We start from the raw sequence: 24,107 nt of genomic DNA, 5'->3' as shown, positions 1-24,107 counted from the left end.
CGTCACAACTCCCGGGCACCGTCGAGCGCTCGCGCCCTCCACCACGCGAGATCCTCGAGAGCCCCCTCGTCCTCGCCCCACGCCTTCTCCCAGCCGAACATCAGCAGGGTCCCGAGCAGGGAGAGGGCGCACTGGCGATCCCACCACGGACCCGTGTCCATCCCGTGCCGTTCGAGTGCCTCCCGGTACGCGCGCAGGGTGGCGTCCTTGGACTGGGGCAGGCGCGCCCGGTTCAGGCACACGTAGTGGGCGATCTCCGCGCACGGCGGACCGGCCCCGGTGACCGCCCAGTCCAGGAGGATCGTCCGCCCATCGAGGTCGCGACCGAGGTTGCCGGCCTTCCAGTCGCCGTGGAGGAGCGTCGCCGGCGTGCTCGCGAGCCCGCGCACGAGCGGCGAGGCGTCCTCGAGGAGCGCGAGGACGACCGGTGCGGCGTCGGGGGCGCGCTCGGCGAAGCGATCCCACCCCTGGGGGACGAGCCGCGTGGGCACGGCCGCGGTGCTGCCACGCGCGCGTTCGACGTCGGCCAGGTGTGGCCCGAACCACACGTACCGCTGGGACAGGGGGAGCAGGCCGACGGTGTCGCGGAACCCCCAGAACGTCGTGTGCAGCCGGGCCATGTGGTCGACGAAGGCGAGGTGTGCGTCCAGGGGGATCTCGACGTCCCCCTCGGGCAGCAGCCACTCGCCCACGTCGCGCATCACCACGACCGCACCGCGTCCTTCGGGGCGGTCGTCCCACGCGGCCCCGACGGTCGCGTGGTCGAAACAGTCAGGCAGTCGGTCGAGCAGCCCGCGGCGCCAAAGGGTGATCGGGCGACCGGCGAGGTCGCCGGTCGCCCGCATGATCCAGTCGTCGGCCACGTGAAGGTGCTTGAGGACGTAGCGCTGCCCGTCGACCACGACGCGCTCCATCCGCACCCCGGACTTGCCGTCGCCATGCACGAAGGGCTCACGGTGCGCACCCGGGCCCAGGATCTCCTCGATGCTCGCCGCGACCCGGCGCACGTGGGTCCGACCGTCCGGCTGCGCGCTCACGGGCCCTCGCCTCGCTCGTTTCCGTGATCGTCGTCCGACGGCAGCCACGGCGTCAAGCTCGGGGTCATCACGGGCGCACCAGTGGGGCCTCGACGGCCATCCGCTGCTGCAGCTCCCGGTCCCACACGCCGGCGCAGAAGACGAGGTGCTCGGTGATGCGGCCGTCGCGCAGCCGCCACGCGTGGAGCTGGCGCACGAGCGCGTCGCCGGTGGGCCCGTTCTGGCGCCACTCGAAGCGCACGAGGAGGCCATCGCGGGTCGCCTCGCCGTCGAACGTCGTGAACCGTCCCGGCCGGGGCAGGACGCACACCTGTTCGGCGATCGGCCGCCGGCCCTCGACCTGGAAACGCCAGTGCGGCACGTGGACGTCCAGCAGGGCACCCGGATCGTAGAGCGGGATGAGGACGCGGGGATCATCGGCTTCCACGGCCACTCGGTACCGGGCCGCGAGATCGGCGGTGGCTCGGGTGCCGCTCATGGCCGCGCCTCCAGGACCATGTTGACCGGTGCGTCCGCGGTGCGGCGGACACGGGTGAACCCGGCCTGGGCGAGCACGTCCCGCAGGGCCTGCTCCCCGGCCTGCGCGCCGAGCACCGGGTGGTTGCCCTGCGCGATCCCGTTGGCGGTGCAGACCAGCGTGGAGGCCGCGTAGAAGAGACGGCCGACCGGCGTGAGGTTCTCCTCGACGCGGTCGCCTGCCAACGGCTCGATCAGCATGACCGCACCGTCGGGACCGAGCGCCTCCCGAGCGCGTACGAGTGCCCCCACGGGGTCACCCATGTCGTGGAGTGCGTCGAAGAAGCACACGAGGTCGTACCCGTCACCGGGCAGCTCGGTGGCCAGGACCGTCTCGAAGGTCGTGCGGTCGGCCACTCCCGCCGTGGCGGCACGCTCGCGCGCGGTCGCGACGGAGGCGTCGTGCGCGTCGAACCCGTGCACCCGGGACGCCGGGAACGCCTTGGCCATCTCGACCGTCGACACCCCGTGGCCGCAGCCCACGTCGGCGACCCGCCCACCGGCCCGAAGCCTCGCCTCCGCGCCGTCGAGCGAGGGGATCCACTCGGTGGCGAGGAAGGTCTCGTAGCCCGGCCGGAACAGCTCCTCGGTGCCCGAGAAGAGACGCGCGTCGTGTGCGTGCCACGGCACACCCTCGCCCGCGGTGAAGTCGTCGGCGACCGGCCCGGCGGCCGCCCAGATCCCCGCCATCGCGTCTGTCGCCCCGCTCAGGTACGCGGGGCTCGACGGCTCGGCGAGGACCGCCGCGTGTTCGAGCGGAAGCCGGTAGGCCCCCCGCTGCGGGTCGTACTCCACGTAGCCGCTCGCCGCCTGAGCGCCCAGCCACTCCCGCACGTACCGCGGATGCGCCCCGGCACGCTCGGCGAGCTCGTGCGGGTCGACCGGGAGGCCGTCCGCCATCGCCGTGTAGAGCCCGGCGTGGTGTCCGATGTAGACCGTGGCACCGGCGAGGACCGTGCCGATGTCACTGATGACCTGTCCGGCGAAGGCCTCGACCTTGGACTCGTCCAGGGGCGTGTGGCCGGTGCCGACTGTCTCGATGCTCATGAGGTGCCCCTTCGCGTCGATGGGTCGATCGCCGTCGCGCCTGTCCGGCGGCGGCGATGACAGCGTCCCGGGGCCTGCTCGCGCGTCGCTTGCGGCCCGCTTGCGGCCCGCTCGCGCCGTTCCCGGCCCCCTTGTTCCGGGCCACCGGGCGCCCTACGTTCACGGTTCCACGCGGGGAGGCGTCATGGACTTCAGGGTCCTCGGTCCGATCGAGGTCGCCCACGATGACGGCGGGCGACTGCGCATCGGCAGCCGGATGCAGCGGCGCCTGCTCGCGGTGCTGCTCGTCCAGGGCGGGTACCACGTGAGCGCCGAGCGGCTGGTGGACGTGCTCTGGGACGGCGCGCCGCCGCCGAGTGCGCCGGCGGGGCTGCACACCTACGTGTCGCGACTTCGACGCGTGCTCGGCGACGCGACGGTGTTGGAGTACGACGCGCAGGGGTACCGCTTGCTCGCTCACGACGATCAGGTCGACGCCCGGCGCTTCGAGCGGCTCGTGGCCCGCGCGTGCACCCAGCTCGAACAGGCGCCGGCGGAGGCGGCCGCAGGCCTCGCCGAGGCCCTCGCCCTCTGGCGAGGACGCGCGTACGCCGAGGTCGCGGACGAGGACTTCGCGCGCCCCGAGGCGGTGCGCCTCGAGGAGCTGCGCCTGGGCGCGATCGAGGACGCGTTCGCGGCGCGGCTGGCAACCGGGGACACGGGGGTGGTCGCCGACCTGGACGCGTTCGCACGGGCGAACCCGCTGCGAGAGCGGCCGCACGCGCAGCTCATGACCGCCCTCGCTCAGGCCGGACGGCAGACCGAGGCGCTGTCGGTGTTCCAGCGGCTGCGCGGTCGGCTGGCCGACGACCTCGGGCTCGAGCCGTCCCCGTCGTTGCAACAACTGCAAGCCGACATCCTGCGCCAGGCACCGAGCGTCACGCCCCCGGCGACCCCGGCGCGCACCGGCGAGGATGCCGAATCAGCACAGGGCAACCTCCCTCGGCCGGTGACCAGCTTCGTCGGACGGCAGCACGAGACCGAGGCCGTCCGCCGCCTGCTCGACAGGGGCCGTCTCGTGACGCTCACGGGGGTGGGCGGGGTCGGCAAGACCCGCCTGGCCCTCCAGGCGGCGGCCACCGTCGCCGACCGCTATCCCGACGGGGTGTGGTGGTGTGACCTTGCTCCCGCGGATGCCGGCGCGGTGGGACACACCGTCGCGACGGTGCTGGGGGTGCATCAGCAGGCGCACCGCGACGTGGCCGACAGCCTCGTGGCCGCGCTCGCGGGCAAGCGCCTCCTCCTCGTGTTGGACAACTGCGAGCACGTCGTCGAGGCGACCGCGCGGCTCGCCGAGCACCTGCTGCGCAACGCGCCGGGGATCTCGCTCCTCGCGACCGGTCGGGAACCGCTCGCCGTCGACGGGGAGCAAATGTGGCTGGTACCTCCCCTGACACTGCCCGCGGACCGGATGGGCGGTGAAGACACGGACGCGCCCGCCGCACGGCTCTTCTGGGACCGGGCGACGAGCCACTGGGCCGACATCAGCGGTGACGACGCGACCGCGGCGGCCGTGGCCGACATCTGCCGACAGCTCGACGGTCTGCCGCTGGCCATCGAGCTCGCCGCCGCCCTCGTCCCTGCGCTCGAACCCGCGGAGATCGCTCGTCGCCTCGGGCAGCGGTTCCGGCTCCTCACCCACGGACCGCGTGCCGATCCGCGACACCGGAGCCTGGACGCGGTCGTCGAGTGGTCGTACCAGCTCCTCGATCCGGCGGAACAGCGCCTCTTCGACCGGCTCGGGGTGCTCGTGGGCGGGTTCACCCTCGCGACGGCCGAAGGCCTGTGCGCCGACGAGGAGCTCAGCGCGGAACGGATCGCGGGACTGCTCACCGGTCTCGTGAACCGCTCGATGGTCGCCGTCGACCGGGACGCCCACCCGGCTCGCTACCGCCTTCTGGAGACGCTGCGGCAGTACGCCGTGCAGCGGCTGGCCGCCCGGGGGGAGGAGGACGTCCTTCGGGAGCGGCACGCCGTGTGGTTCGTCGCCCTCGCCGAGCGGGCCGACGTCGAGGTCCGCGGACCCGGCGAGGCCGAGGCGGTGGCGGTGCTGGAAGCGGAGCTCGCGAACCTGCGGGCAGCCCATCGCTGGGCCATCGAGCACGAGGACTCCGATCTGGCGCTGCGCCTCGCCGCTGCCCTCTACGTCTTCGCGCGCTGGCGGCTCCGCGACGAGGTGTCCGCATGGGCCTCGGAGGCCGCGGAACTCGCGGGCGTCTGCGATCATCGCCTGCTGCCGCTGGTCCGAGGGGTCGTCGCCCACGGTCTGAGCCAGGCGGGGGACCTCACCCGAGCGCGCGAGCTGGCCGAGCGCGCGCTCGAGGAGGCGTCGAGCGGCGTGCCCGGGCTCTTCGTGCCGCTGCGTGTGCTCAGCTCCGTCGCGCTGTACGAGGGACGGCTCGAGGAGTGCCGGGCGCTCACCGAGCGGGCACTGGCGGCGGCCGAGGGCGACGGCGACGCCTACTCCGCCGTCTGGATGGGCATGCACGATGTCCTGTCGCTCGTGTACGGAGGCCACCGGGAGGCGGCGCTCGAAGCGGCCGCGCGGCAGTGGGAGGCCGCCGAGGCCCTGGAAAGTCCCAACATGCGGGGATGGGCCCTCTACGTGCAGGCCGAGGCCTGCGGCGACGCCGAACCCGATCGAGCCCTCGAGCTCCTCGAGCGCGCGATCACGCTCGCCCGGCCCGTGAACGACCGCTATCTGGAAGGGGTGTCGCGCGTCGCCCTGATCGCCCTGCGTGCGCGCCACCAGTCCCCCCACGAGGCGTTGTCCGCCTTCCCCGAGGTCATCCACCACTGGCGCCGCGCGGGTGACTGGATCCATCAGTGGACGACCTTGCGCAACCTCGTCCCGTTGTTGGTCCGCCTCGGAGCGGACGAACCCGCGGCTCGACTCTCCGGGGCGGTGCACGGAGCGGGAACCCCGGCGCCACCCTTCGGCGCCGATGCCGTGCGGGTCGAACACGCGCGCGAGTCGTTGTCCGAACGGCTCGGTGCGGAGGCCTTCCGGGCTCTCGCCGAGGAGGGAGCGGGGCTCGACGGGCCACAGGCCGTCGACCTGGCGCTGACAGCCAGCGCCGAGGTGCTGGGCGGCGAGACCCCGTCGCCGGCCCGCGCGGCACCGACCGGGCCCTGAGGGATCCCGGTGGGACCGGTGCGCAGCCGGTCCGTGCGAGGCCGGTCGGTTCGGCTCGGGTGGCATCCTGGCCCCCGATGGTTGCGCGAACGAACACCCCTGCCCCGATCTCGCGACGTCGGCGGGCCGCCGATGTCGCGGCTTCCGCTGCGGGCGGGTGTCGATGAGCTGGTCGATGGGATCCCCACGGCTCGGTGGCGGGAGCGGCCTGAACCCCGGTGTCGGACGGGTGCACCGGGGTCAGGACGGCCTCGAGGGCAAGAAGCTGCCCAGAGGGCTCATCGCGCGCGTGTGGCGCGAGTTCGCGCGCCCGTACCGGGGTCGGCTGCTGCTGCTGCTCGTCGCGATCGCCGGCGCCTCGGCGTTCACGGTCCTGCCGGCGCGTGCCATCGGTGAGATCGTCGACGTCATCGAGTCACCCGGACCGGATGCGCTCGCCATCCTCAACCTCTACGTGGGGCTGCTGGTCGCGATCGCCATCGGTGCTGCGGTGTTCAGCCTGTGGCAGCGCTACCTGTCCGCGCAGGTGGGCGAGTGGCTCATCGCCGACCTGCGCCGTTCGGTGTTCGATCACGTCCAGCGCCTGCCGATGGCGTTCTTCACGCGCACTCAGACCGGTGCGCTGGTCAGCCGTTTGAACAACGACGTGATCGGTGCCCAGCGGGCCCTGACCGGGACGTTCGGGACCCTTGCAGCCAACGTCGTGCAGGCCCTCGTCGCGATCGCGCTGATGATCCGCATCTCCCCGGTCCTCACCGCCCTCGTGCTCGCCGTGCTGCCGATCTTCGTGCTGTTGGCACGCAAAGTCGGGGAGAAGCTGCAGCAGCTGACGCGTCGGCAGATGGCGCTGAACGCCGAGATGAACACGCAGATGACCGAACGGCTCAACGTCGCCGGGGCGTTGCTGGTGAAGCTGTTCGGACGCCCCGCGACCGAGAGCGCGGCCTTCGCGGAGGACGCCGACGCCGTCGCGGAGGTCGGGGTGCGCACGGCGGTCGTCGGGCGACTCTTCTTCGTGATCCTCACGCTGCTCGGCGCGCTCGGGACGGCCTTGGTCTACTGGGTCGGCGGGCGCGGGGTGTTGGAGGGCACCTTCACTGCGGGACAGGTGGTCGAGTTCGGGATCCTCGTGACCCAGGCCTACCAACCGCTCGCCGCGCTCTCGAACGCGCCGGTGGAGGTGCTGACCGCGCTCGTGTCGTTCGACCGGGTCTTCGAGGTGCTCGACCTGAAGCGCCCCATCGACGAGAAGGACGACGCGGTGGAGTTGGGTCGGGACGTGCCGCTCGAGGGGGAGGTGCGCTTCGACGGGGTGTGGTTCCGCTATCCCTCGGCGGCCGACTCGTCGCTGGCGTCGCTCGAGCGGGGGTTCTCCGAGGTCCTCGATGCGGAGCCGGGTCCGCTCGTGCTCCGCGATGTCTCCTTCGTCGCCCCCGCGGGGAGCACGGTGGCGCTGGTCGGGCCGTCCGGAGCCGGCAAGACCACGGTCTGCCATCTCGTCCCGCGCCTCTACGACGTGGAGCAGGGGTCCGTGTCGATCGACGGGTTGGACGTGCGGGACACGACGCTGGGGTCGCTCGCCGATGCCATCGGCGTGGTGACGCAGGACGCGCACTTGTTCCACGACTCGGTGGCGGCGAACCTGCGCTATGCCCGCGAGGACGCGACCGACGAGCAGCTCGTCGAGGCCTGCCGAGCGGCTCGGATCCATGACGTCGTGGCAGCACTGCCCGACGGGTACGACACGATCGTGGGGGAGCGCGGCTACCGCCTCTCGGGCGGCGAGAAGCAGCGTCTCGCGATCGCCCGCGTGCTGCTCAAGGATCCGGCGATCGTGGTGTTGGACGAGGCGACCGCTCACCTCGACACCGAGTCGGAGGCCGCGGTGCGACGGGCGCTCGACGCGGCGCTCGAGGGGCGGACCTCGCTGGTCATCGCCCATCGGCTGTCCACGGTGGTCGATGCCGACGAGATCCTCGTGCTCGACGGCGGTGAGATCGTCCAGCGTGGCACCCACGATGAGCTCCTCGCGGCCGGGGGTCTGTACGCGCAGCTCTACCGGACCCAGCTCGCGGGCGCGTAGCGAGCCCAGCTTCCTCCACTCGTGGCCCGGGGGAGGACGTTTGCGTGCCCGGTGCCCGGTCAGGATGATCCGGCGGACGCCAGCGAGGAGGAGGGTGTGATGGCCGTCGACAGCGGGCGCGGTGATCGGGTCGGGTGGGTCGGCACCGGGGTGATGGGCGCCCCGATGGCCGGGCACCTGCTCGACGCGGGGCACCCGACCGCGGTCCACACCCGGACCCGAGAGCGTGCGCAGGACCTGCTGGACGGCGGGGCCGCGTGGGCGACGAGCCCCGCGGAGGCGGCGCGCGACGCGGACGTCGTGGGGGTGATGGTCGGCTCGCCCCAGGATGTCAGGGAGGTCGTGCTCGGCGACGACGGCGTGCTCGCCGGGGCCTCGCAGGGTGCGGTGCTGATCGACTTCACCACCAGCGATCCCCGTCTGTCGCAGGAGGTCCACGCGGCGGCTGCCGAGCAGGGGGTCGCGGCGCTCGACGCGCCGGTCTCCGGCGGCGACGTCGGCGCGCGGGAGGCTCGCCTCTCCATCATGGTCGGTGGGGACGCCGAGACGTTCGCCCGCGCACGACCGCTGCTCGAGCGGCTCGGACGCAGCGTCGTGCTCCAAGGGCCCCCCGGCGCGGGGCAGCACACGAAGATCGTGAATCAGCTGTTGATCGCGGGGATCATGCTGGGCCTCGGCGAGGGGCTCGTCTATGCCGTGCGGGCGGGACTGGACCCGGGGCGGGTCATGGAGTCGGTGGCGGGCGGGGCCGCGGGCTCGTGGTCGCTCGACACGTACGGGCCACGGATGCTCGAGGGAGACTTCGACCCCGGGTTCGCGATCGAGCACTACACCAAGGACCTGCGGATCGCTCGCAGCACCGCGGACGAGCTGGGGATCCCGGCCGGGGCTGCCGCGCAGGCCGCGGAGCTCTACGAGTCGCTCGACGAGCGTGGTTTCGGCGACCGGGGGATCCACGCGCTGGTGTTGGAGCTCTGCCGCCGCGCCGGGGTTACCTGGCCTGGTGGGCCCGGGGAGTAGTGGGCCTGGTGGGCCCGGGGAGTAGTTGGGTCACCCGTCCGTTCGGGTCCGGCCCCATTCGGATGGCCCGGTGTCGAACGTTGGGAAGGTTCGGTTCCGGGGGCACGTTGGGGAGCGACGGCTCGATGCGCGGGTCGTGGTGCAAACCCCCGACGGAGGAGTGGGACGGTGACGCAGGGACTCACGGTGTATTGGCGCCCGATGTGCGGCTACTGCACGACGCTGAAACGTGAGCTCGCGCGCAGGGAGGTCCCGTTCGAGGACGTGAACATCTTCACCAATCGGGAGGCCGCGGAGACCGTACGGGCGGCCAATGGGGGCGACGAGTTGGTCCCGACGGTGCGCGTGGGTGAGACGTTCCTCCCCAACCCGAGTGTGGAGGAGGTCCTCGCGGTGCTGGAGGAGTGAGCGTGGTGCGCGCATGAGCCGTATCCGCAGCACGCTCGCCGGCCCCGGCGGGGGCTTCGCCGCGGTGCTGGGGGCGATGGTCGCCTTCTCGACGGGGTTCCCGATCGTCAAGGGGATCGACCTGCCCGCGGCGTCGATCGCCTTCTGGCGCTTGGGACTCGGTATCGCCGTGCTGGGGGCGCTCGCGGTCGCGTTTCGGACGCCGTGGCCACGGCGTCTCGGTCCCGTGGTGGGCACCGGACTCGCCTTCGTGACCCACCAGTTGATCTTCATCGAGGCGACCAAGCTCACGTCGATCGCCGTCGTGACACTGGTCGCCGCGATGCAGCCCCTGCTCGTCGCGCTCGTGAGTCGCCGGACCGTCGGCGAGCGTGTCCCGTTGAGCCTGATCGCGTGGTCCGGGGTCGCGCTCGCGGGCGTGGCCCTCGTTCTGATGCGGACCGCCGGGGACGACAGCCGCGACCCGCTGGGAGACGTCCTCGCGGTCGTCAACCTCTTCGCCTTCACCGCCTACTTCCTGGCCGCGAAACGGGCACGAACGACCGGCGCGCCGACGCTGACGTTCACGGCCTCGTTCCTGGCCGTGGGGCTCGTCGTTGTGACGCCGTTCGCGTTCGCCGCGCCGACGCTGGTGCCGGCCACCGCGTTCGACGTGAGTTGGCTGGTGATCCTGGCGTTGATCCCCGGCAACGGGCACCTGCTCCTGAACTGGGCGCACCAGCGGGTCAGTGCGGCGTTGGCGTCGATCGCGCTGGCGGGGATCCCACTTCTGGGCTCGCTGTGGGGCCACCTGTTCTTCGGGGAGCCGTTCGGTCTCGTCCACGTGGCCGGCATCTCGCTGGTCGCGGCGGCGGTCGTGGGGAGCCGCGTGGTCGAGCACCGGCGAACCCGGGAGTCGAGGGCCGAGCCGGTCGCCGAGCGATAGGGAGAGTCCCGTGGAGGTCATCCTGATCGGTCATCCGAAGTCGAAGTCCACGAAGGCCGCGCAGCGGTTCTTCTCGGAACGGCGCGTGGCCGTCCACGACCGGGATCTGCGCAAGCGGTCCGCGAGTCCCAAGGAACTGCGTCGCTGGTCCGACCGGCTGGGCATCGAGTCGTTGCTCGACGAGACGTCGCGTTCGTACGTCGACCACGGGTTGGCCTACCTGTCGCTCGACACGGACGCGTGGCTCGAGCGCCTCGCCGAGGATCCGGGGCTGTTGCGCCTGCCGCTGGTGCGCTACGGCGACATCGTCACCGCGGGTCACGACCCCGACGGCTGGCAGCGGATCGCGGACGAGGTCCGGTCGGAGTGATGGTGTGCAGCCCGTGCGGTCCGAGCGGCCTGGGCGACCCGCAGCGGGTCTCGCGAGGACCCGTGCGACCCGTCATGGCGCCGGCTTCCCGTCCGGGGTCGCGCCGACGGCCGCCCCGTCCAGGAAGAGGGACGTGGCGCGCTCGAGGTCGTTGACGAGTGGGCGTGGCTCCGGCCGCTCCGCCCAACCGATCACGTTGTCGAGCCAGAGGATCGTCAGGGCTTGTGCCAGGCGCACCGGGGATTGATCGTCGCGGATCGCCCCGACCTCCTGGCCGCGCGCGAGGATCGGCTCGATCACTGCGGACAGGGCACGTCGCCGACCGAGCACGCGGAGCCAGTCGCTGCGGTGCCCGATGATCTCCCGGACCATGCGACCGGACACTGCGCGCGGCGTCCCCGCCTGGGCAGCGACGAACCGCTGGGCGAGCGCGTGCAGGGCGGCGCGCGGCTCGTCGGGGAATGGCCGTGCATCGAGGTCCCCCACGAGCGCGGCCGCGTGTTCGAGCAGCACGTCCTCCTTGCGCTCGAAGTGCACGTAGAACGTTCCCTTGGCGACCTTCGCGGCCTGGGTGACCTGGTCCACGCTCGTCGCCTCGACCCCCTGGGCGGCGAACAGGGTCAACGCGGACTCGACGAGCGCTGCCCGTGTGCGGTCTCCGCGCCGGCTCGTCGGGGGGACGGGTTCGGGTGCCGACATCGTGGCGTCGTGCGACACGCGATCTCCTCCTCCCGCGGCTTGCCCTGCCGCAGCGCGCTCGGCGACCATGACCCCGGTCAGCCTAGCCCCACGGTCGAGCGAGGGATGCACGTGCTGGAGACCGACGAGGTCGTGCCGCGGGAATCGGTGCAGGCTTGGCTGGACCGCCACGTGCCCGAGCTCGGGGGTGGCTCGCTCGAGGTCGAGAAGATCGGTCGGGGGCGGAGCAACCTGACGTTCCGCCTGACGCGCGAGGCCGGTCACGCGGTGCTTCGGCGCCCCCCGATGGGAGAGATCCCCGAGACCGCCCACGACATGCTCCGCGAGCACCGTGTACTCGCGGCACTGGCCGACACGGAGGTGCGCTGTCCACGGCCGCTGGCGGTGTGCGAGGACCCGGCGGTGATCGGTGTGCCGTTCTACGTGATGGAGGAGGTGCCCGGGCGTGTGATCCGGGAGGAGGCCCCCGACGAGCTGGACGAACCCGCGCGACGACGGGTGGGGGAGCGGCTGGTCGACGCGCTCGCGGAGCTGCACCGGGTGGACTACCGGGCGGCGGGGCTGGGCGACCTCGGTCGTCCCGACGGCTACACCGCGCGGCAGGTCCGCAGGTGGAGCAAGCAGTGGGAGGTCATGGCCACACGCGAACTGCCGGATGTCGAGGCCGTGGGGGACTGGTTGGCGACGAACGTCCCCGCCGACGGCCCGTCGGCGATCGTGCACGGCGACTTCAAGCTCGACAACGTCGTCGTGTCCGACCCGCCCGAACCCGACGTGGTCGCGATCCTCGACTGGGAGATGGCCACGCTCGGGGATCCGCTCGCCGATCTCGGCTACCTCCTCGTGTTCTGGCCGCAGCCCGGCGAGGGCCACCTCGCCGGGCTGCCGCAGCCGACCACGGCACCGGGGTTTCCCACGCGGCAGGAGCTCGTCGAGCGGTACGAGGCCGCCACGGGGCTGGCCACCCGGGAGCTGACCTTCTACCGGACCCTGGCCCTCTGGAAGCTCGCCGTCCTGACCGAGGGCCTGTACAAGCGCTACCTGGCCGGGCACGCCGACAGCGAGTGGTTCGGGGTGCTGGAACACGCCGTGCCGGAGATGGCCGCGCAGGCGCGGGGGTGGTGTGGTGCGTAGCCGCGCTTGTCCTCCTACCGGACTCGTGGGGTGGCGACTCAGCCGTGCCGGGCCTCTCGACCGTCGAGGTTCCTTGCGCTCGCGCCCACGGTTCGGCACGGTATCCCGCGATGCCGGCCAACCGCGTGCCTCCCCGGCGCGCTCGGAAGGGTCGGTGGAACCATCCCCGATACGAAGGATGCGACGTGAACAAGTCCCAGCTGATCGACGCGGCCGCCGACGAGGCCAACATGAGCAAGAGCGACATGGCGGACGCGTTGGACGCCATCACCAAGACGATCACCGAGCAGGTGGCCCGTGGAGAGAAGGTCGCGCTGACCGGGTTCGGGACCTTCGAGCGGCGGGAGCGTGCCGCTCGGACCGGGCGCAACCCGCAGACCGGGGAGCAGATCAAGGTGAAGGCCTCGAAGACGCCGGCATTCAAGGCGGGCAAGGCCTTCAAGGACGCCGTTTCGTAGCGTCCGCTCACCACACGTCGGCCGGCGGTTGGTCCGACCCGTCGGGTCGGGTCGTCCGCTGGCCGGCGCCCGCCGCAGTGCCCTGCCTCGCGTGTGTGCCTCGGGCCCGCCACGGTTCGTCGGGCGGGTCGTCGTCGAGCGGCTCTACGTGAGGTGGAGGTGGCGGAAGAGTTCGTCCGGCTCGCAGACGAGCCCGGTGACGAACGGGCCGAAGTCGGAGTACCGGGCACTCACCTCGTCGAAGCGCATCGTGTAGACGACGTCCTTGAGTGCCTTCGGATCGTCGGCGAGCAGGGTCACCCCCCACTCCCAGTCGTCCAGCCCGGTCGAAGCGGTGATGAGCTGGGTGATCCGATCGCTGAAGCGGCGACCGGTCTGCGCGTGTGCCCCCATCAGCCGACGGCGCTGCTCGAAGTCGAGCAGGTACCAGTTGTGCTCGCCACCCCGTCGCTTGCTCATCGGGTAGAACCCGATGACCTGGCGCTGCGGGAGGTCCGGGTAGAGGCGGTGGCGGGCATAGGCCTCCATCCGCTCGCGGAACGCGGCGAGCTGCTCCTCGTGCGCGTCCGTGCCCGGCTCGATCCCCTCGCGGCGCAAGCGCTCGACCTCCTCCTCCTCGGTCTGGCCGTAATCGCTGAGTTCGGTGAGCGACAGGTAGCTGGCGGCCGGGAGGAGCGCCTGGCCCAGCGGGCTGCCGGCGAGCTCGGTGTGCAGCCCGTCGAGTGCCGCCAGGTCCGGGCCGAGCGCCATCACACCGAAGTCCGCTTTCTGACCGAGCACGCTGAAGGCGAGGACCTGGTAGCCGTCACGATCGTCGAACGCCTTCAGGCGCCCGGCGAAGTCGCGCGCGGCCCCCTGGGCGCCCTCCAGCAGCTCGCGGCGCACGTGGAAGAACAGGTGCAGGACTCCCCAGCCCTCGGTCGGGACGACGGACGGCACGACGGTCTCCTTGACGGTGTCGGGTGGATCGGGGCACCTCGCGCCAGCGTAGTCATCGTCGCGATGGTCGGAGCGCACCCCTAGGCTCCGGCCTCGGTGACACGCTCCGATGCCTCCCCGTCCGTCGTGTGGGTCGACGGCCGCCCGCTGGCGTACGTCGCGGCCCGGCCAACCGGTGGTCGGCAACGGCGCGTCGCTCCCCTGCTGCTCGTCCACGGCTTCACCGGCTCGAAGGAGGATTTCGACGCGGTCCTACCCGGCCTCGCGGCGGACCGCATCGTGGTGGCGATCGATCTGCCGGGGCACGGGGATTCGCCCGGGCCCCGACGTCCCGAGGCCTACGATCTCCCCGCACTGGCCGGCTGGGTGCTCGGTGCGGCCGGGTCCCTGGGCTGGGAGCGGTTCCACTTGCTGGGGCACTCACTGGGAGGCCTCGTCACCCAACGCGTCGCCGACATCGCCAGTACCCGTTTGCGAGCGCTCGTGCTCGCCGACACGGGTGCCGGCGCGCCGGCCGACGAGGCGATCGAGGGACTCGAGGCGATCGCGACAGCGGTCCGGCGCGACGGTCTCGCCGCGGGCTGGCACGAGCGGTCCCGGCGCGCCGCGGCGCGGGCTGCAGGCGCGCCGGACCCCGCCCGCGAGACGTTCGACCGCCGTCGGTTCCACGAACTCGAGCCGGGAGCCGTGATCGGCGAGGCACGGGCCCTGGTGACCGCGACCCCCCTGCGCGCGTTGCTGTGTGGTTTCGAGGTCCCCACCCTGATCCTGCACGGCGAGCACGAGGACATCTGGCCGGAGCCCGATCAGCGCCTGCTCGCGGGGCTCATCCCGGGGGCACGGCGGGTCGTCGTGCCGGGTGGACACACACCCCAGCTCGACGCGCCGCAGGCGTGGCTCGGGCCGGTGCGGGCGTTTCTCGCCGAGGCCGACCGGTAACGGTGGGAGGCACACGCCGCACCCTGTTCACGGGTCGCTCACGCCCAGTAAACTGGCGCGACGGGGCCGTATCAGCGTGGAAGGGCTCCGGAGGTTCGAGCCGACCCACCGCCCGAAAACCCGAGGAGGAGTCGCCATGGTGCAGCGCACCGCGAACGGGCCCACCCCCGTGGAGGTCCCCAAGGAGCGCAACCTCGTCTCGACGCTCTGGGAGCGCGCTGACGCCGGGGATCAGCGCCAGATTCTCCGCTTCTACGAGGACGGCGGTTGGCAGGGTCTCACGTGGCCGCAGCTCGCCGAGCGGGTCGAGGCCATCGCCGCCGGCCTCATGGCCGCGGGCGTCGAGCCCGGCGACCGCGTCGCGCTCCTCAGCCCGACACGCGTCGAATGGACGATCGCCGACCTCGCCATCCTCGCCGCTGGTGGCGTCACGGTGCCGATCTACGAGACGAGTTCGGTGGATCAGACCGCGTGGATCCTGGAGGACTCGGGGGCGAAGCTGGCCTTCGCGTCGAACGCGGACTTCGCCAAGGTCCTCGACCAGGCTCGCTCGCAGGCGCCCGGGCTCGGGGAGGTGTTCGTCTTCGACGACGGCGGCCTCGACGCCCTGGCCGAGCGCGCCGGTGACACCGAGCGCGCCGGGGTGCGCGAGCGCGCCGCCACGCGCACCGGCGACGATCTGTTCAGCCTGATCTACACGTCGGGCACCACCGGCAACCCCAAGGGTTGCATGCTCACGCACCACAACATGCTGTGGACCGCGGAGCAATCGGGTGTGGTGCTGCAGTCGATGCTCAAGAAGGAAGACAGCACCCTGCTGTTCCTGCCCCTCGCGCACGTGTTCGCGCGGTTGGTCCAGTACCTGTTCCTACAGGCCAATGTCCCCATGGGGTACGCCCGCAGCAGCGACACGCTCATCGAGGACCTGCCGTCGTTCCGGCCCACGTTCCTGCTCGCCGTGCCCCGCGTGTTCGAGAAGGTGTTCAACGGGGCGCAACGCAAGGCGACGGGCGTCAAGCGCAAGATCTTCGACTGGGCCGTGCAGGTCGCCTACAAGTGGTCCGAGGCCGTGGATGCCGGTCGCAGTCCGGGCCTGCTCACGAGTGCGCAGCACGGCTTCGCCGACAAGCTCGTCTACTCCAAGCTGCGCGACGCCATGGGCGGTCAGGTGAACCACTGCGTCTCCGGCGGAGCACCGCTGGCGCCGCATCTCGCGCACTTCTTCAACGCTGCGGGCATCACGATCCTGGAGGGGTACGGGCTCACCGAGACCACCGCCCCGGCGACGGTCAACAGCCCCGACCAGATGCGGATCGGGACCGTCGGCGTGCCGTTGCCCGGTGTGGAGGTGTCGGTCGCGGACGACGGCGAGGTGCTGATCCGCGGGGGCAACGTCTTCCCCGGCTACTTCAACAATGACGAGGCCACCCGCGATGTCCTCGACGAGGACGGCTGGTTCCACAGCGGTGACCTGGGCGAGCTGGACGAGGACGGCTTCCTCGCCATCACCGGGCGCAAGAAGGAGATCATCGTCACCGCCGGGGGCAAGAACGTCGCGCCCGCGGTCCTCGAGGAGCGCCTGAAGGCCCACGCGCTCGTCTCCCAGGCGATGGTGGTCGGTGACAACCGGCCGTTCGTCGCCGCGCTCGTCACGCTCGACGCCGAGGAGCTCGCCTCGTTCGCGAGCGAGCGCGGGCTCGAGGGCTCCACCGCGGAGCTCGCCGGGCACGAGGCGGTCCGTGCCGAGATCGACAAGGCGGTCGAGCACGCGAATGCGGCGGTCAGCAAGGCCGAGACGATCCGCAAGACGAGGATCCTCGAGCGCGACTTCACCCAGGAGAACGAGGAGCTGACCCCCACGCTGAAGCTGCGACGAAACAACGTGGTCCAGCACTTCGCCGACGAGATCGAGGGGCTCTACGAGCAGTGAGCCTCGCGGTGCCGCTACCGTGGCCGAATGAGCGAGAGCGCGTCGTCGTCGCCGCCGCCGGCGGTCTGCTACCGCCATTCGGACCGTGAGACGCGGCTGTCGTGCACCTCGTGCGGGCGACCGATCTGCGTGGAGTGCACGGAGCCGGCCTCGGTCGGCCAGTTGTGTCCCGACTGCGTGGCCGAGCGGGGTCGCCAGGCGACGTACACGCGTGAGAGCCTCGCCCAGCTCAGGCGCCGCAGCGCCCGCGCGACGGTGACGATCCTCGGCGTGTGCGTGGGGATCTTCGCGGTCACGTTCCTGCTGCCGTTCATCGGCCTTCCAGAGCCCCGCACGGTGCTGTTCGAGCTCGGCGCGCAGTGGAACCCCGGGGTCGCCGACGGACAGCTCTGGCGCCTTCCCACGTCGATGTTCCTGCACGCCGGCATCCCGCACATCCTCTTCAACATGTTCGCCCTGTGGATCTTCGGCGGCGAGCTCGAGCGCGAGGTCGGGACGCCCTCGTTCCTCGCCCTCTACGCGGCCAGCGGGCTCTCGGGCGGGGCGCTCTACTTCCTCCTCGACCCCCTCGGCCCCACACCGGCCGTCGGGGCGTCGGGCGCGATCTTCGGGCTGTTCGGGGCCTGGATCGTCGCCATGTACCGCAACCGCCACACGCGGCAGGGCCGAGCAGGGCTCCAACAGCTGCTGTTGTTGCTCGGCATCAACCTCGCCCTCCCGCTGTTCGTCCCGAACATCGCGTGGGAGGCGCACCTCGGCGGGCTCGTCGCCGGAGCGCTCATCACCCTCCTCTGGACCACCACCGCGCTGCGCGCGCGTCCGCGTGCCCGCGTGGCCGTGGGCGTGGGCGTGGCCGTCCTGGCGATCGCCCTCGTGGCCGGGTACTAGTGCCTCGGATGGCCTACAGGAGGTCGCGTGTGCGGCCGATATCCTGACCACGATGTCGTCCCGACGGATCGAGACCAGCGACGACGTGTTCGTTCGGGCACGGCGGCGCGACGTGCACCCGTACCTGCTCGACGTCGCCGGGTACGGGGCCTGGTGGCCCGGGTGCCGTGCGCGGCCCGCTGCCGGTGGCGCCCAGCTGCTGCTGCGCGCCGGCGGGCACCCACGGCTCACCGACCCGCTCCGGTGGGGGCGTGCGCGGGTGCAGCGAGTGTGGTTGCAGCCGACGAAGGTTCGCCCGGATCTCGGCATCGACTTCAGCGTCCGCGGTGACCTGGTCGGGACGGCAGAGTGGTACTACCTGGACGAGCCCGACGGTGTCACCGTGCACTGGCTGCTCCACGCGGTGGTGCGGCACGGTTCGCCCGGGCGGACGCAGGACGCCCATCGGGCGGCCGTACGGGCCGGCCTGCACGCCCTCAAGGACCTGCTCGAGTCGGGTCGGTATCCCGGGCAGGAGCCGTCCGCCGCGCTGCTCGAGGACCAGCAGGACGCCATCGCCGCGTTCGAGGAGGGCGTGCGGGCACACCGGGCAGCGCGCACGAACGAGCCTGCACGCACGGGGTCAGGTCGGGCCATGAGCTCCGAGATCGACGAGGGTGACTGATGCGCTGTCCCAGTTGTGGTGCCGCGAACCGGGGGGACGCAGCGTGGTGCACCCTCTGCTTGGCCAGCATGCAGCCGTCGCCCGGCGCCGCCGCGGTACCCACCGGCGTCGCGGGGGCGAGTGCGACGCCGGCGGACCCCGTGCCGACGGAGCCCACGGCGGCCGACCCCCCGGCCTCCGCCCGCCAGGACTCGGCCCCGAACCCCGCTCAGGCCGCCGGCCCCAGTGCCGCGATCGTGCGATCGGGTGGGCAGGGTCTGGAATGGGACTGCCCCACCTGCGGTCTCGCGAACCCGATCATCGAGGACCGCTGCACCGGATGCGCCGCGTCCTTCGCCCAGAGCCTCAAAGGGGGCAGCGAGGGACCGCCCCGCGTCACGATCGGGGCGCTCCTGGCCAGCTGTCTCATCCCGGGGATGGGGCACGTCGCGGTGGGTCAGACGGGCACGGGCGTGGCGAGGGCGGTCCTCTTCTGTCTGTGGGCCGCCGGTGGCGCGCTGCTGCTCGGGGCCGGGGCCGGGGCCGGTCCGGCCGCCGCACCCCTGCTCCTCGGCGCGTTCGTGCTCTGGGTCGGCAGCATCGTCGACCTGCTCGGTCTGCCCTACGGGGCGCGACCGTTGCTGGGCGGACGGATGCTGCTCTGGGTGGTCGTCGCGGTCGTGATCCTCGCGCTGCTCGGCGGCTTCGTGGCCGCCGGTTCGGTCACGAGCGCCGCGGACGGGAGCGCCGCCTGACGCGGCCGCGATACCGCACGTAGGATGCGGCTCGGTCCGCTTGGCGGCCGACCCGCCACCTGCCCGCGGAGGACGGCACCGTGAGCAACGCCGTGCACGACTCGATCCTCGTCGCTGCCGCGCTCGAGGAGGTCTTCGATGTCGTCACCGATCTGGAGCGATATCCGGAATGGCAGGACGAGATCAAGGCCGTCGAGGTTCTCGAGACCGACGAGGGGCAACGCCCGCTGCGTGCGTGGTTCCGCATCGATGCGCGGCTGTTCCAGACCACGTACACCCTCGCGTACGAGTACCACGACGATGACGGCGAGCGCGTCATGTCGTGGGATCTCGTCGAGGGCGACAAGGTGAGCGAGCTAGACGGGTCCTACCGTCTCGCCGAGCGTGATCCGGGGTCGACCGAGGTCACCTACGAGCTGACGGTCACCCCTCGGGTGAAACTGCCCGGCCTGGTCCGCCGGCAGGCGGCACGTCGGATCGTCGACGGGGCCCTCAAGGGTGTGAAGCAGCGTGCCGAGGCCTCCTAGCTGGCCGTAGGTCTTGTCAAGCATCGTGTACGACATCCTTGGCAGCCCCCGGTGTGCGCGGGGGCTGGCGGGATGCTTGTGTGGCGGTGGGGTGCGAGGTCGGCGGGGCCGTAGGCCCACGCTGATCTATGCGACCTCCACTGAGGGTGGGGTCAGCTGGCTTCGTTCGGGCTCTGAGACGGGTGGAAGGCCGGGCGTCAAGCTAGGAGCGGCGTGACCCGCGAACGAGTCCGCCATAGCCCGTACGACGTCTGATCCGGCCTTCCTGTCCGCGAGCCTCGCACGATCGACCGCGGATGGGAAGGGTCCGGTGTCCTACTCCTTGCTGGCCCAGCAGGCGGGGTCGTACAGCGTCTGGTCGCGGACCATCGCGAAGGCGATCTTGTTCGCCCGGCGGGCCAGGGCGGTGGCGATGATCGCGCCGGGCTTGCCGCGCTCGCGCAGCCCGGCGGCGTAGCGGCGGGCGGCGGGATCTTGGTGCCACAGGCCCACGCCGAGGTCGAGGATCGCCCGGCGCAGCGGCACCGATCCCTCCCGGCTGATGCCGCTGTCACGCCGTCGTCCGGCGGACTCGTACTGGGCGGGGTTCAGCCCGGCGGCGCGGTACACCTGCCGGTGCGAGGGCCAGCGTGCCGGGTCGCCGACGCCGGCGGCGTAGCCGGCCGCGCGGACCGCCCCCCAGCCCGGCCCCGACGTCAGCACGCGGTAGCGGGTGGCGGGCACGAGCGCGTCGATGCGCGCGTCGACCTCGGCGAGTTGGCCGTCCAGGCCGTCGAGCAGCGCCAGATCGGCGGCCAGGACCTGACGGGCCACCGCCGCGTCGGGCGTGGGCAGCGCGTCGCGGGCCGCGGCCACGAGGCGCTCGGCCAGCGCCACGCTCACGCGCACGTCGCGGCGCGCCGCGAACGCCCGGAAGCGGGCCACGCCGAGCCGGGCGAGCCGATCGGGGTCTGAGAACTCGGCCGCGACAAGGCGGCCGACCTTGGTGCCCAGCACGCTCGACAGACTCGCGCCCAGCCCGGGAAAGCAGCGGTCCAGCTGACCGGTCAGCTGGTTCTTGACCGCCGAGCGGGCCTGCACCCGCCGGCGGCGATGCGCCGCCCACGCGCTCAGCTCGACCAGCAGCTCATCACCGACGGCCACCTCGTAGCCGCGGCCGGCCAGCAGCAGATCCGCGATCGCGGTCAAGTCGATCGGGTCGGTCTTGGTCCGACCCGTGCCGTTGACCCGCCGCTGGGCTGACACCCACGCCGGGTTGTGCTCCACCAGCTGCCAGTGCCCGGGCAGCACCCTCGAGGCGACCAGCGGCCGATGATAGTGCCCGCACGCCTCCACCCCCACCCGCACCAACGCCGTCTCCGCCGGCAGAACCCGCTCGACCCGAGCGACGAACCCCGCCACCCCCGACCGGTCGAGAGCGAACTCGAACGGCGCGGCCAGCCGCCGACCCGAGAAGTCGACCACCATCGCCATCGCCGCCGACTTGCCCACATCCACCGGCACCGCCACCAGCCGATCCAACCCCACGCCGACCGTCCGCGCCGAAAGTTGCTGCGCTCGAATACCATGCATGTGCATCATCAAGCCCACCTCCCGGTGGTGTCAGGAGAACCAGGCGCGACAACGCCCGACCCTCGGAACCTGTGCGGGTCCCTTCTGACACCTCCGGAGGCGAAACCCATGGAACCGCTACCGGCAGGTCATATCAGCCCCGTGCGCGTCCTGCTCGTCACCGGCAAGGGGGGCGTCGGCAAGACCTCGGTGGCAGCCGCCACCGCCCGGCGCCTCGCCCGCGACGGGGCCCGTACGCTCGTGCTCTCGACCGATCCGGCGCACTCGCTCGCCGACGCCCTCGATCACGGGATCGGTCCCGAGCCGACCGAGGTCGCCCCCGGACTGCACGCCGAGCAGCTCGACGCGCAACAGCGCCTCGCGGCCCAGTGGACGGAGATCCGCGGTTACCTGTCGACGCTGCTCACGGCCGGCGGCCTCGACTCGCTCGAGGCCGAGGAGCTGACGGTCGTGCCCGGCCTCGAGGAGCTCTTCGCGCTGCTCGACGTGCAGCGACACGCGGAGGACGGGCACTACGACGCGGTCGTGGTCGATTGTGCGCCGACCGCCGAGACGCTGCGACTGCTCGCGCTGCCGGATGCGCTCGCGAACTACATCGATCGTGGCCTCGCGGGAGGAGGGCGCGTCGCTCGTGCGGTGTTCGAGCGCACCGGTGGCGTCCCCCTGCCGGGTGACGACGTGCTGCGGGCCGCCGACCGACTCCAGCGGCGCCTCCGCGACGTCCGTGCGCGCCTACTGGACACCCGGCACGCGACGGTGCGTCTGGTCACCAACGCCGAGCGGGTGGTGGTGGCCGAGACCCGCCGCACGCACACGGCGCTGCACCTGTTCGGGTACCACGTCGACGCGGTGGTGGTGAATCGCCTGCTGCCCGAGGCGGTCACGGATCCCTGGCTCGAGGGCTGGAAGCGTCGGCAGGCGGAGACGCTCGACGAGATCCACGACGGTTTCGCCGGCGTTCCCGTGCTGACGGCCCCGCTGCTCGAGGAGGAGGCCGTGGGCGGCACCGCGCTGGACCGGCTGGGCGACGCCCTGTACGCCGACCTCGATCCCGCCGGCGTTCTTGCCGACGGAGAACCGCTCTCGTTCTCGTCGCTCGGCGGAGGCGTCACGCGCATGCGCCTCGCGCTGCCGTTCGCGGCCGCCGAGGACGTGACCGTGCACACCTCGGACGCGGAGTTGTTCGTCACGGTCGGCGGGCGGACGGGACGGGTCGCGATGCCGCCCTCGTTGATCGACCGGCCGGTCACGGCCGCGCGTGTTCGGGACGAGGCGCTCGAGGTCGACTTCGCCGCCGCCGAGCCCGCTGCGGCCAGCTGAACGCCGCCGTCGGGTGGCGAGGACGTGCCCCGACAGGCCGCGAACGGTCTAGACTTCGCCCTCCATGGACGTGCCACCGCGAGCGCGAGACGCCTTCGGCGATGCGTCGCACACGTGCGACCCCGAGGACGAGTCGGGGTCCGGGGCTCACGACGATCCCCGGGAGTCCCCGAGTGGCGACCGCAGGTGCCCGCTCTGTACGGCCCTCGACGCGTGGGAGGCGGCGGCCCCCGAGGTGCGGGCACACCTGCGGGCTGCCGGGCAGGAGTTCGCGCGGGCGGTGATCGCTGCCGTCGAGCACGCGGGCGCGTCATCGTCGGCGGGCGACCACGATCCCGCTGCCGCCTCCCCACCTCATGGCGAGGATGCCGGTGAGGCCGCGTCCCCGGGCCCGACCGGCTGGGCGCGCCCGCCCGGCCGGCCCCGCGGAGGCGGGAGCGGAGCGGCCGAGCCGGCCGAGGCGTCGCGCGACGCGGGAGACCGGCCCCGCTTGCGGCGGGTCGAACTCGACGAGTCCGGCTGAGGGCGCCGGCCCACGAAGGACTCCAACCGACCGCCGAGGGAGAGGAGCACTCGTGGAGGTCACGACGAGGGAGATCCGCGAGCTCATGGAGCGCCCGGCCAGCGGTTCGCCGGTCACCACCGTCTACCTGAACACCGACGGTGCGCGCTACCCGCGACCGGCCGACTACGAGGCACGCCTCGACGGCCTCCTGCGGGAGGTCCAGCAACAGGCGGAGGCGCTGGACAGCGGCGCCCGAGAGTCGGTCGGCGCCGATGCCGCCGCCGTCCGGAAGTGGGTCCGGGACGTGTTCGATCGGGGCGACACGCGCGGGCTCGGCTTGTTCGCGACCGGGGGAGAGGTGTTCGAGACCGTCCAGGTCGCGCTGGGGGTCCGCAACGTCGCCCGCCTTGGTCCCCGCCCCTACGTGGTGCCGCTCGAGGCGCTCGTCGGCCGCCAGCATCACATCGCGCTGGCCCTGATCAGTCGCGACCGGGCCCGCGTCCTGCGTTACCGGCTCGGAGTCCTCGAGGAGCACCGCGCGATCGAGGCGGAGGTCCACGGACAGCACGAGCAGGGCGGTTGGGCACAGGCCCGTTACCAGCGCGGGATCGAGCACGACGTCCTGCACCACTACAAGGACGTGGCCGAGGTGCTGCTGGCACTGCACGAGGAGGAGCCCGTCGACGCGCTCGTCGTCGCCGGGGGCGAGGCCGAGACAGCCGAGTTCGATCGTTCCCTGCACCCGTATCTGCAGGCCGTGCGCCGGCCGACGCCCCACGCCCTCCCGTTCCAGGCCGCACCCGACGAGATTCGCGAGTTGCTCGCGGAGGTGGAACAGGACCTGGTGAGCACCCGTCGCCGCAAGCTGCTCGAGCGCCTCGCCGCCGGCACCGGCCAGGCCGGGGCCACCGCCCGGGGGATCCGTCACGTGCTCGAGGCCGTGAACGCCAAGCGCATCGACACGCTGTTCGTCGTCGAGGGGGCCGGCGAGCCCGGTTATCGGAGCGCGAGCGGAGCGCTGGCCCTGCACGCCGACGAGGCGGCGGCGTACGGGGAGCCCGTCGAGGCGGTGACCGACGTGGTCGACGAGATCATCGAGGAGGCCGTGCGCTCCGGCTCGCACATCGAGCTCTTCCGCGACGACGAGCGGCTGGACGGGCATCCGGTCGCTGCCCTCCTGCGCTTCTGATGTCGCCGGGCCTCGTGAACGGGGAAGG

The 24,107-nt window shown here is 72.3% G+C and carries 23 protein-coding genes; 17 read left to right on the top strand and 6 right to left on the bottom strand.

Annotation, left to right across the window (positions count from 1 at the left end; all coding sequences use genetic code 11):
• Nucleotides 1–2 precede the first annotated feature (2 nt).
• From ER308_RS00425 to ER308_RS00415, 3 genes are all read right to left on the bottom strand, one after another.
• Nucleotides 3–1,037 carry a phosphotransferase family protein gene (locus tag ER308_RS00425; RefSeq protein ID WP_131153184.1) on the bottom strand — a complete coding sequence of 345 codons (1,035 nt, stop codon included), beginning with the start codon at nt 1,035–1,037 and terminating at the stop codon, nt 3–5.
• 67 nt (nt 1,038–1,104) lie between these two features.
• Nucleotides 1,105–1,515, bottom strand: coding sequence for a nuclear transport factor 2 family protein (locus tag ER308_RS00420; protein WP_131153183.1), 411 nt, complete (start codon nt 1,513–1,515; stop codon nt 1,105–1,107).
• Entirely contained in the window at nt 1,512–2,600 is a 1,089-nt protein-coding gene (locus ER308_RS00415) for a methyltransferase domain-containing protein (RefSeq protein ID WP_131153182.1), read from the bottom strand. The genes ER308_RS00420 and ER308_RS00415 overlap by 4 nt, the downstream gene beginning before the upstream one ends.
• A 184-nt stretch (nt 2,601–2,784) precedes the next feature.
• Here ER308_RS00415 and ER308_RS00410 point away from each other — a divergent pair, with 184 nt between their 5' ends.
• The 6 genes from ER308_RS00410 (at nt 2,785) to ER308_RS00385 (ending at nt 10,581) form a co-directional block, all read left to right on the top strand.
• Entirely contained in the window at nt 2,785–5,775 is a 2,991-nt protein-coding gene (locus tag ER308_RS00410) for an AfsR/SARP family transcriptional regulator (RefSeq protein WP_165491695.1), read from the top strand.
• 175 nt (nt 5,776–5,950) lie between these two features.
• Complete coding sequence (locus tag ER308_RS00405) at nt 5,951–7,858, top strand: ABC transporter ATP-binding protein (protein ID WP_165491694.1); 1,908 nt, start codon at nt 5,951–5,953, stop codon at nt 7,856–7,858.
• A 99-nt stretch (nt 7,859–7,957) separates the two neighbouring features.
• The gene (locus ER308_RS00400; RefSeq protein WP_131153179.1) at nt 7,958–8,878 is read left to right on the top strand and encodes an NAD(P)-dependent oxidoreductase; all 921 of its coding nucleotides are present in this window, start codon (nt 7,958–7,960) and stop codon (nt 8,876–8,878) included.
• 168 nt (nt 8,879–9,046) lie between these two features.
• Nucleotides 9,047–9,286, top strand: a complete 240-nt coding sequence (locus tag ER308_RS00395; RefSeq protein ID WP_205745800.1) for a glutaredoxin domain-containing protein — start codon at nt 9,047–9,049, stop codon at nt 9,284–9,286.
• Between the two features lie 13 nt (nt 9,287–9,299).
• Complete coding sequence (locus ER308_RS00390) at nt 9,300–10,211, top strand: DMT family transporter (RefSeq protein ID WP_165491693.1); 912 nt, start codon at nt 9,300–9,302, stop codon at nt 10,209–10,211.
• 10 nt (nt 10,212–10,221) lie between these two features.
• The gene (locus ER308_RS00385) at nt 10,222–10,581 is read left to right on the top strand and encodes an arsenate reductase family protein (protein ID WP_131153177.1); all 360 of its coding nucleotides are present in this window, start codon (nt 10,222–10,224) and stop codon (nt 10,579–10,581) included.
• 72 nt (nt 10,582–10,653) lie between these two features.
• On the opposite strand, the gene ER308_RS00380 is transcribed toward ER308_RS00385, so the two are convergent.
• Nucleotides 10,654–11,298: a TetR/AcrR family transcriptional regulator gene (locus tag ER308_RS00380; protein WP_205745799.1), complete on the bottom strand. Its 645-nt coding sequence runs from the start codon at nt 11,296–11,298 to the stop codon at nt 10,654–10,656.
• Between the two features lie 87 nt (nt 11,299–11,385).
• On the opposite strand from ER308_RS00380, the gene ER308_RS00375 reads away from it, so the two are divergent.
• The gene (locus ER308_RS00375; protein WP_131153176.1) at nt 11,386–12,414 is read left to right on the top strand and encodes a phosphotransferase family protein; all 1,029 of its coding nucleotides are present in this window, start codon (nt 11,386–11,388) and stop codon (nt 12,412–12,414) included.
• A 185-nt stretch (nt 12,415–12,599) separates the two neighbouring features.
• A complete protein-coding gene (locus ER308_RS00370) occupies nt 12,600–12,872 on the top strand; it encodes an HU family DNA-binding protein (protein WP_131153175.1) in 273 nt (90 codons plus the stop codon).
• A gap of 144 nt (nt 12,873–13,016) precedes the next feature.
• Here the strand turns inward: ER308_RS00370 and ER308_RS00365 are convergent, their stop codons facing one another.
• Entirely contained in the window at nt 13,017–13,811 is a 795-nt protein-coding gene (locus ER308_RS00365; RefSeq protein ID WP_165491692.1) for a chlorite dismutase family protein, read from the bottom strand.
• Between the two features lie 96 nt (nt 13,812–13,907).
• Between ER308_RS00365 and ER308_RS00360 the strand changes: the two genes are divergently transcribed.
• The 6 genes from ER308_RS00360 (at nt 13,908) to ER308_RS00335 (ending at nt 19,493) form a co-directional block, all read left to right on the top strand.
• Nucleotides 13,908–14,750, top strand: a complete 843-nt coding sequence (locus ER308_RS00360; RefSeq protein ID WP_131153173.1) for an alpha/beta fold hydrolase — start codon at nt 13,908–13,910, stop codon at nt 14,748–14,750.
• 136 nt (nt 14,751–14,886) lie between these two features.
• Nucleotides 14,887–16,680, top strand: coding sequence for an AMP-dependent synthetase/ligase (locus ER308_RS00355; RefSeq protein WP_131153172.1), 1,794 nt, complete (start codon nt 14,887–14,889; stop codon nt 16,678–16,680).
• 27 nt (nt 16,681–16,707) lie between these two features.
• The gene (locus tag ER308_RS00350; RefSeq protein ID WP_131153171.1) at nt 16,708–17,568 is read left to right on the top strand and encodes a rhomboid family intramembrane serine protease; all 861 of its coding nucleotides are present in this window, start codon (nt 16,708–16,710) and stop codon (nt 17,566–17,568) included.
• A 52-nt stretch (nt 17,569–17,620) separates the two neighbouring features.
• Nucleotides 17,621–18,232 carry an SRPBCC family protein gene (locus ER308_RS00345; protein WP_131153170.1) on the top strand — a complete coding sequence of 204 codons (612 nt, stop codon included), beginning with the start codon at nt 17,621–17,623 and terminating at the stop codon, nt 18,230–18,232.
• Between the two features lie 68 nt (nt 18,233–18,300).
• Entirely contained in the window at nt 18,301–18,966 is a 666-nt protein-coding gene (locus ER308_RS00340; RefSeq protein ID WP_131153169.1) for a hypothetical protein, read from the top strand.
• 80 nt (nt 18,967–19,046) lie between these two features.
• The gene (locus tag ER308_RS00335) at nt 19,047–19,493 is read left to right on the top strand and encodes an SRPBCC family protein (RefSeq protein ID WP_131153168.1); all 447 of its coding nucleotides are present in this window, start codon (nt 19,047–19,049) and stop codon (nt 19,491–19,493) included.
• A 315-nt stretch (nt 19,494–19,808) separates the two neighbouring features.
• Here ER308_RS00335 and ER308_RS00330 read toward each other — a convergent pair whose 3' ends face one another.
• On the bottom strand, nt 19,809–21,074 hold the full coding sequence (locus ER308_RS00330; RefSeq protein WP_205745615.1) for an IS110 family RNA-guided transposase: 1,266 nt from the start codon (nt 21,072–21,074) through the stop codon (nt 19,809–19,811).
• Between the two features lie 99 nt (nt 21,075–21,173).
• Between ER308_RS00330 and ER308_RS00325 the strand changes: the two genes are divergently transcribed.
• The 3 genes from ER308_RS00325 to ER308_RS00315 all read left to right on the top strand — a co-directional run bounded on the left by ER308_RS00325 (nt 21,174) and on the right by ER308_RS00315 (nt 24,079).
• Complete coding sequence (locus ER308_RS00325; RefSeq protein WP_165491691.1) at nt 21,174–22,385, top strand: ArsA family ATPase; 1,212 nt, start codon at nt 21,174–21,176, stop codon at nt 22,383–22,385.
• Nucleotides 22,386–22,449: 64 nt separating this feature from the next.
• Nucleotides 22,450–22,908 carry a hypothetical protein gene (locus ER308_RS00320; protein WP_131153166.1) on the top strand — a complete coding sequence of 153 codons (459 nt, stop codon included), beginning with the start codon at nt 22,450–22,452 and terminating at the stop codon, nt 22,906–22,908.
• A 52-nt stretch (nt 22,909–22,960) separates the two neighbouring features.
• Nucleotides 22,961–24,079, top strand: a complete 1,119-nt coding sequence (locus ER308_RS00315; protein WP_131153165.1) for a baeRF10 domain-containing protein — start codon at nt 22,961–22,963, stop codon at nt 24,077–24,079.
• Nucleotides 24,080–24,107: the final 28 nt, after the last annotated feature.

The organism is Egibacter rhizosphaerae (genome assembly GCF_004322855.1).
Taxonomy (GTDB): Bacteria; Actinomycetota; Nitriliruptoria; order Euzebyales; family Egibacteraceae; genus Egibacter; species Egibacter rhizosphaerae.
This window is presented reverse-complemented; position numbering and strand designations above follow the sequence as displayed.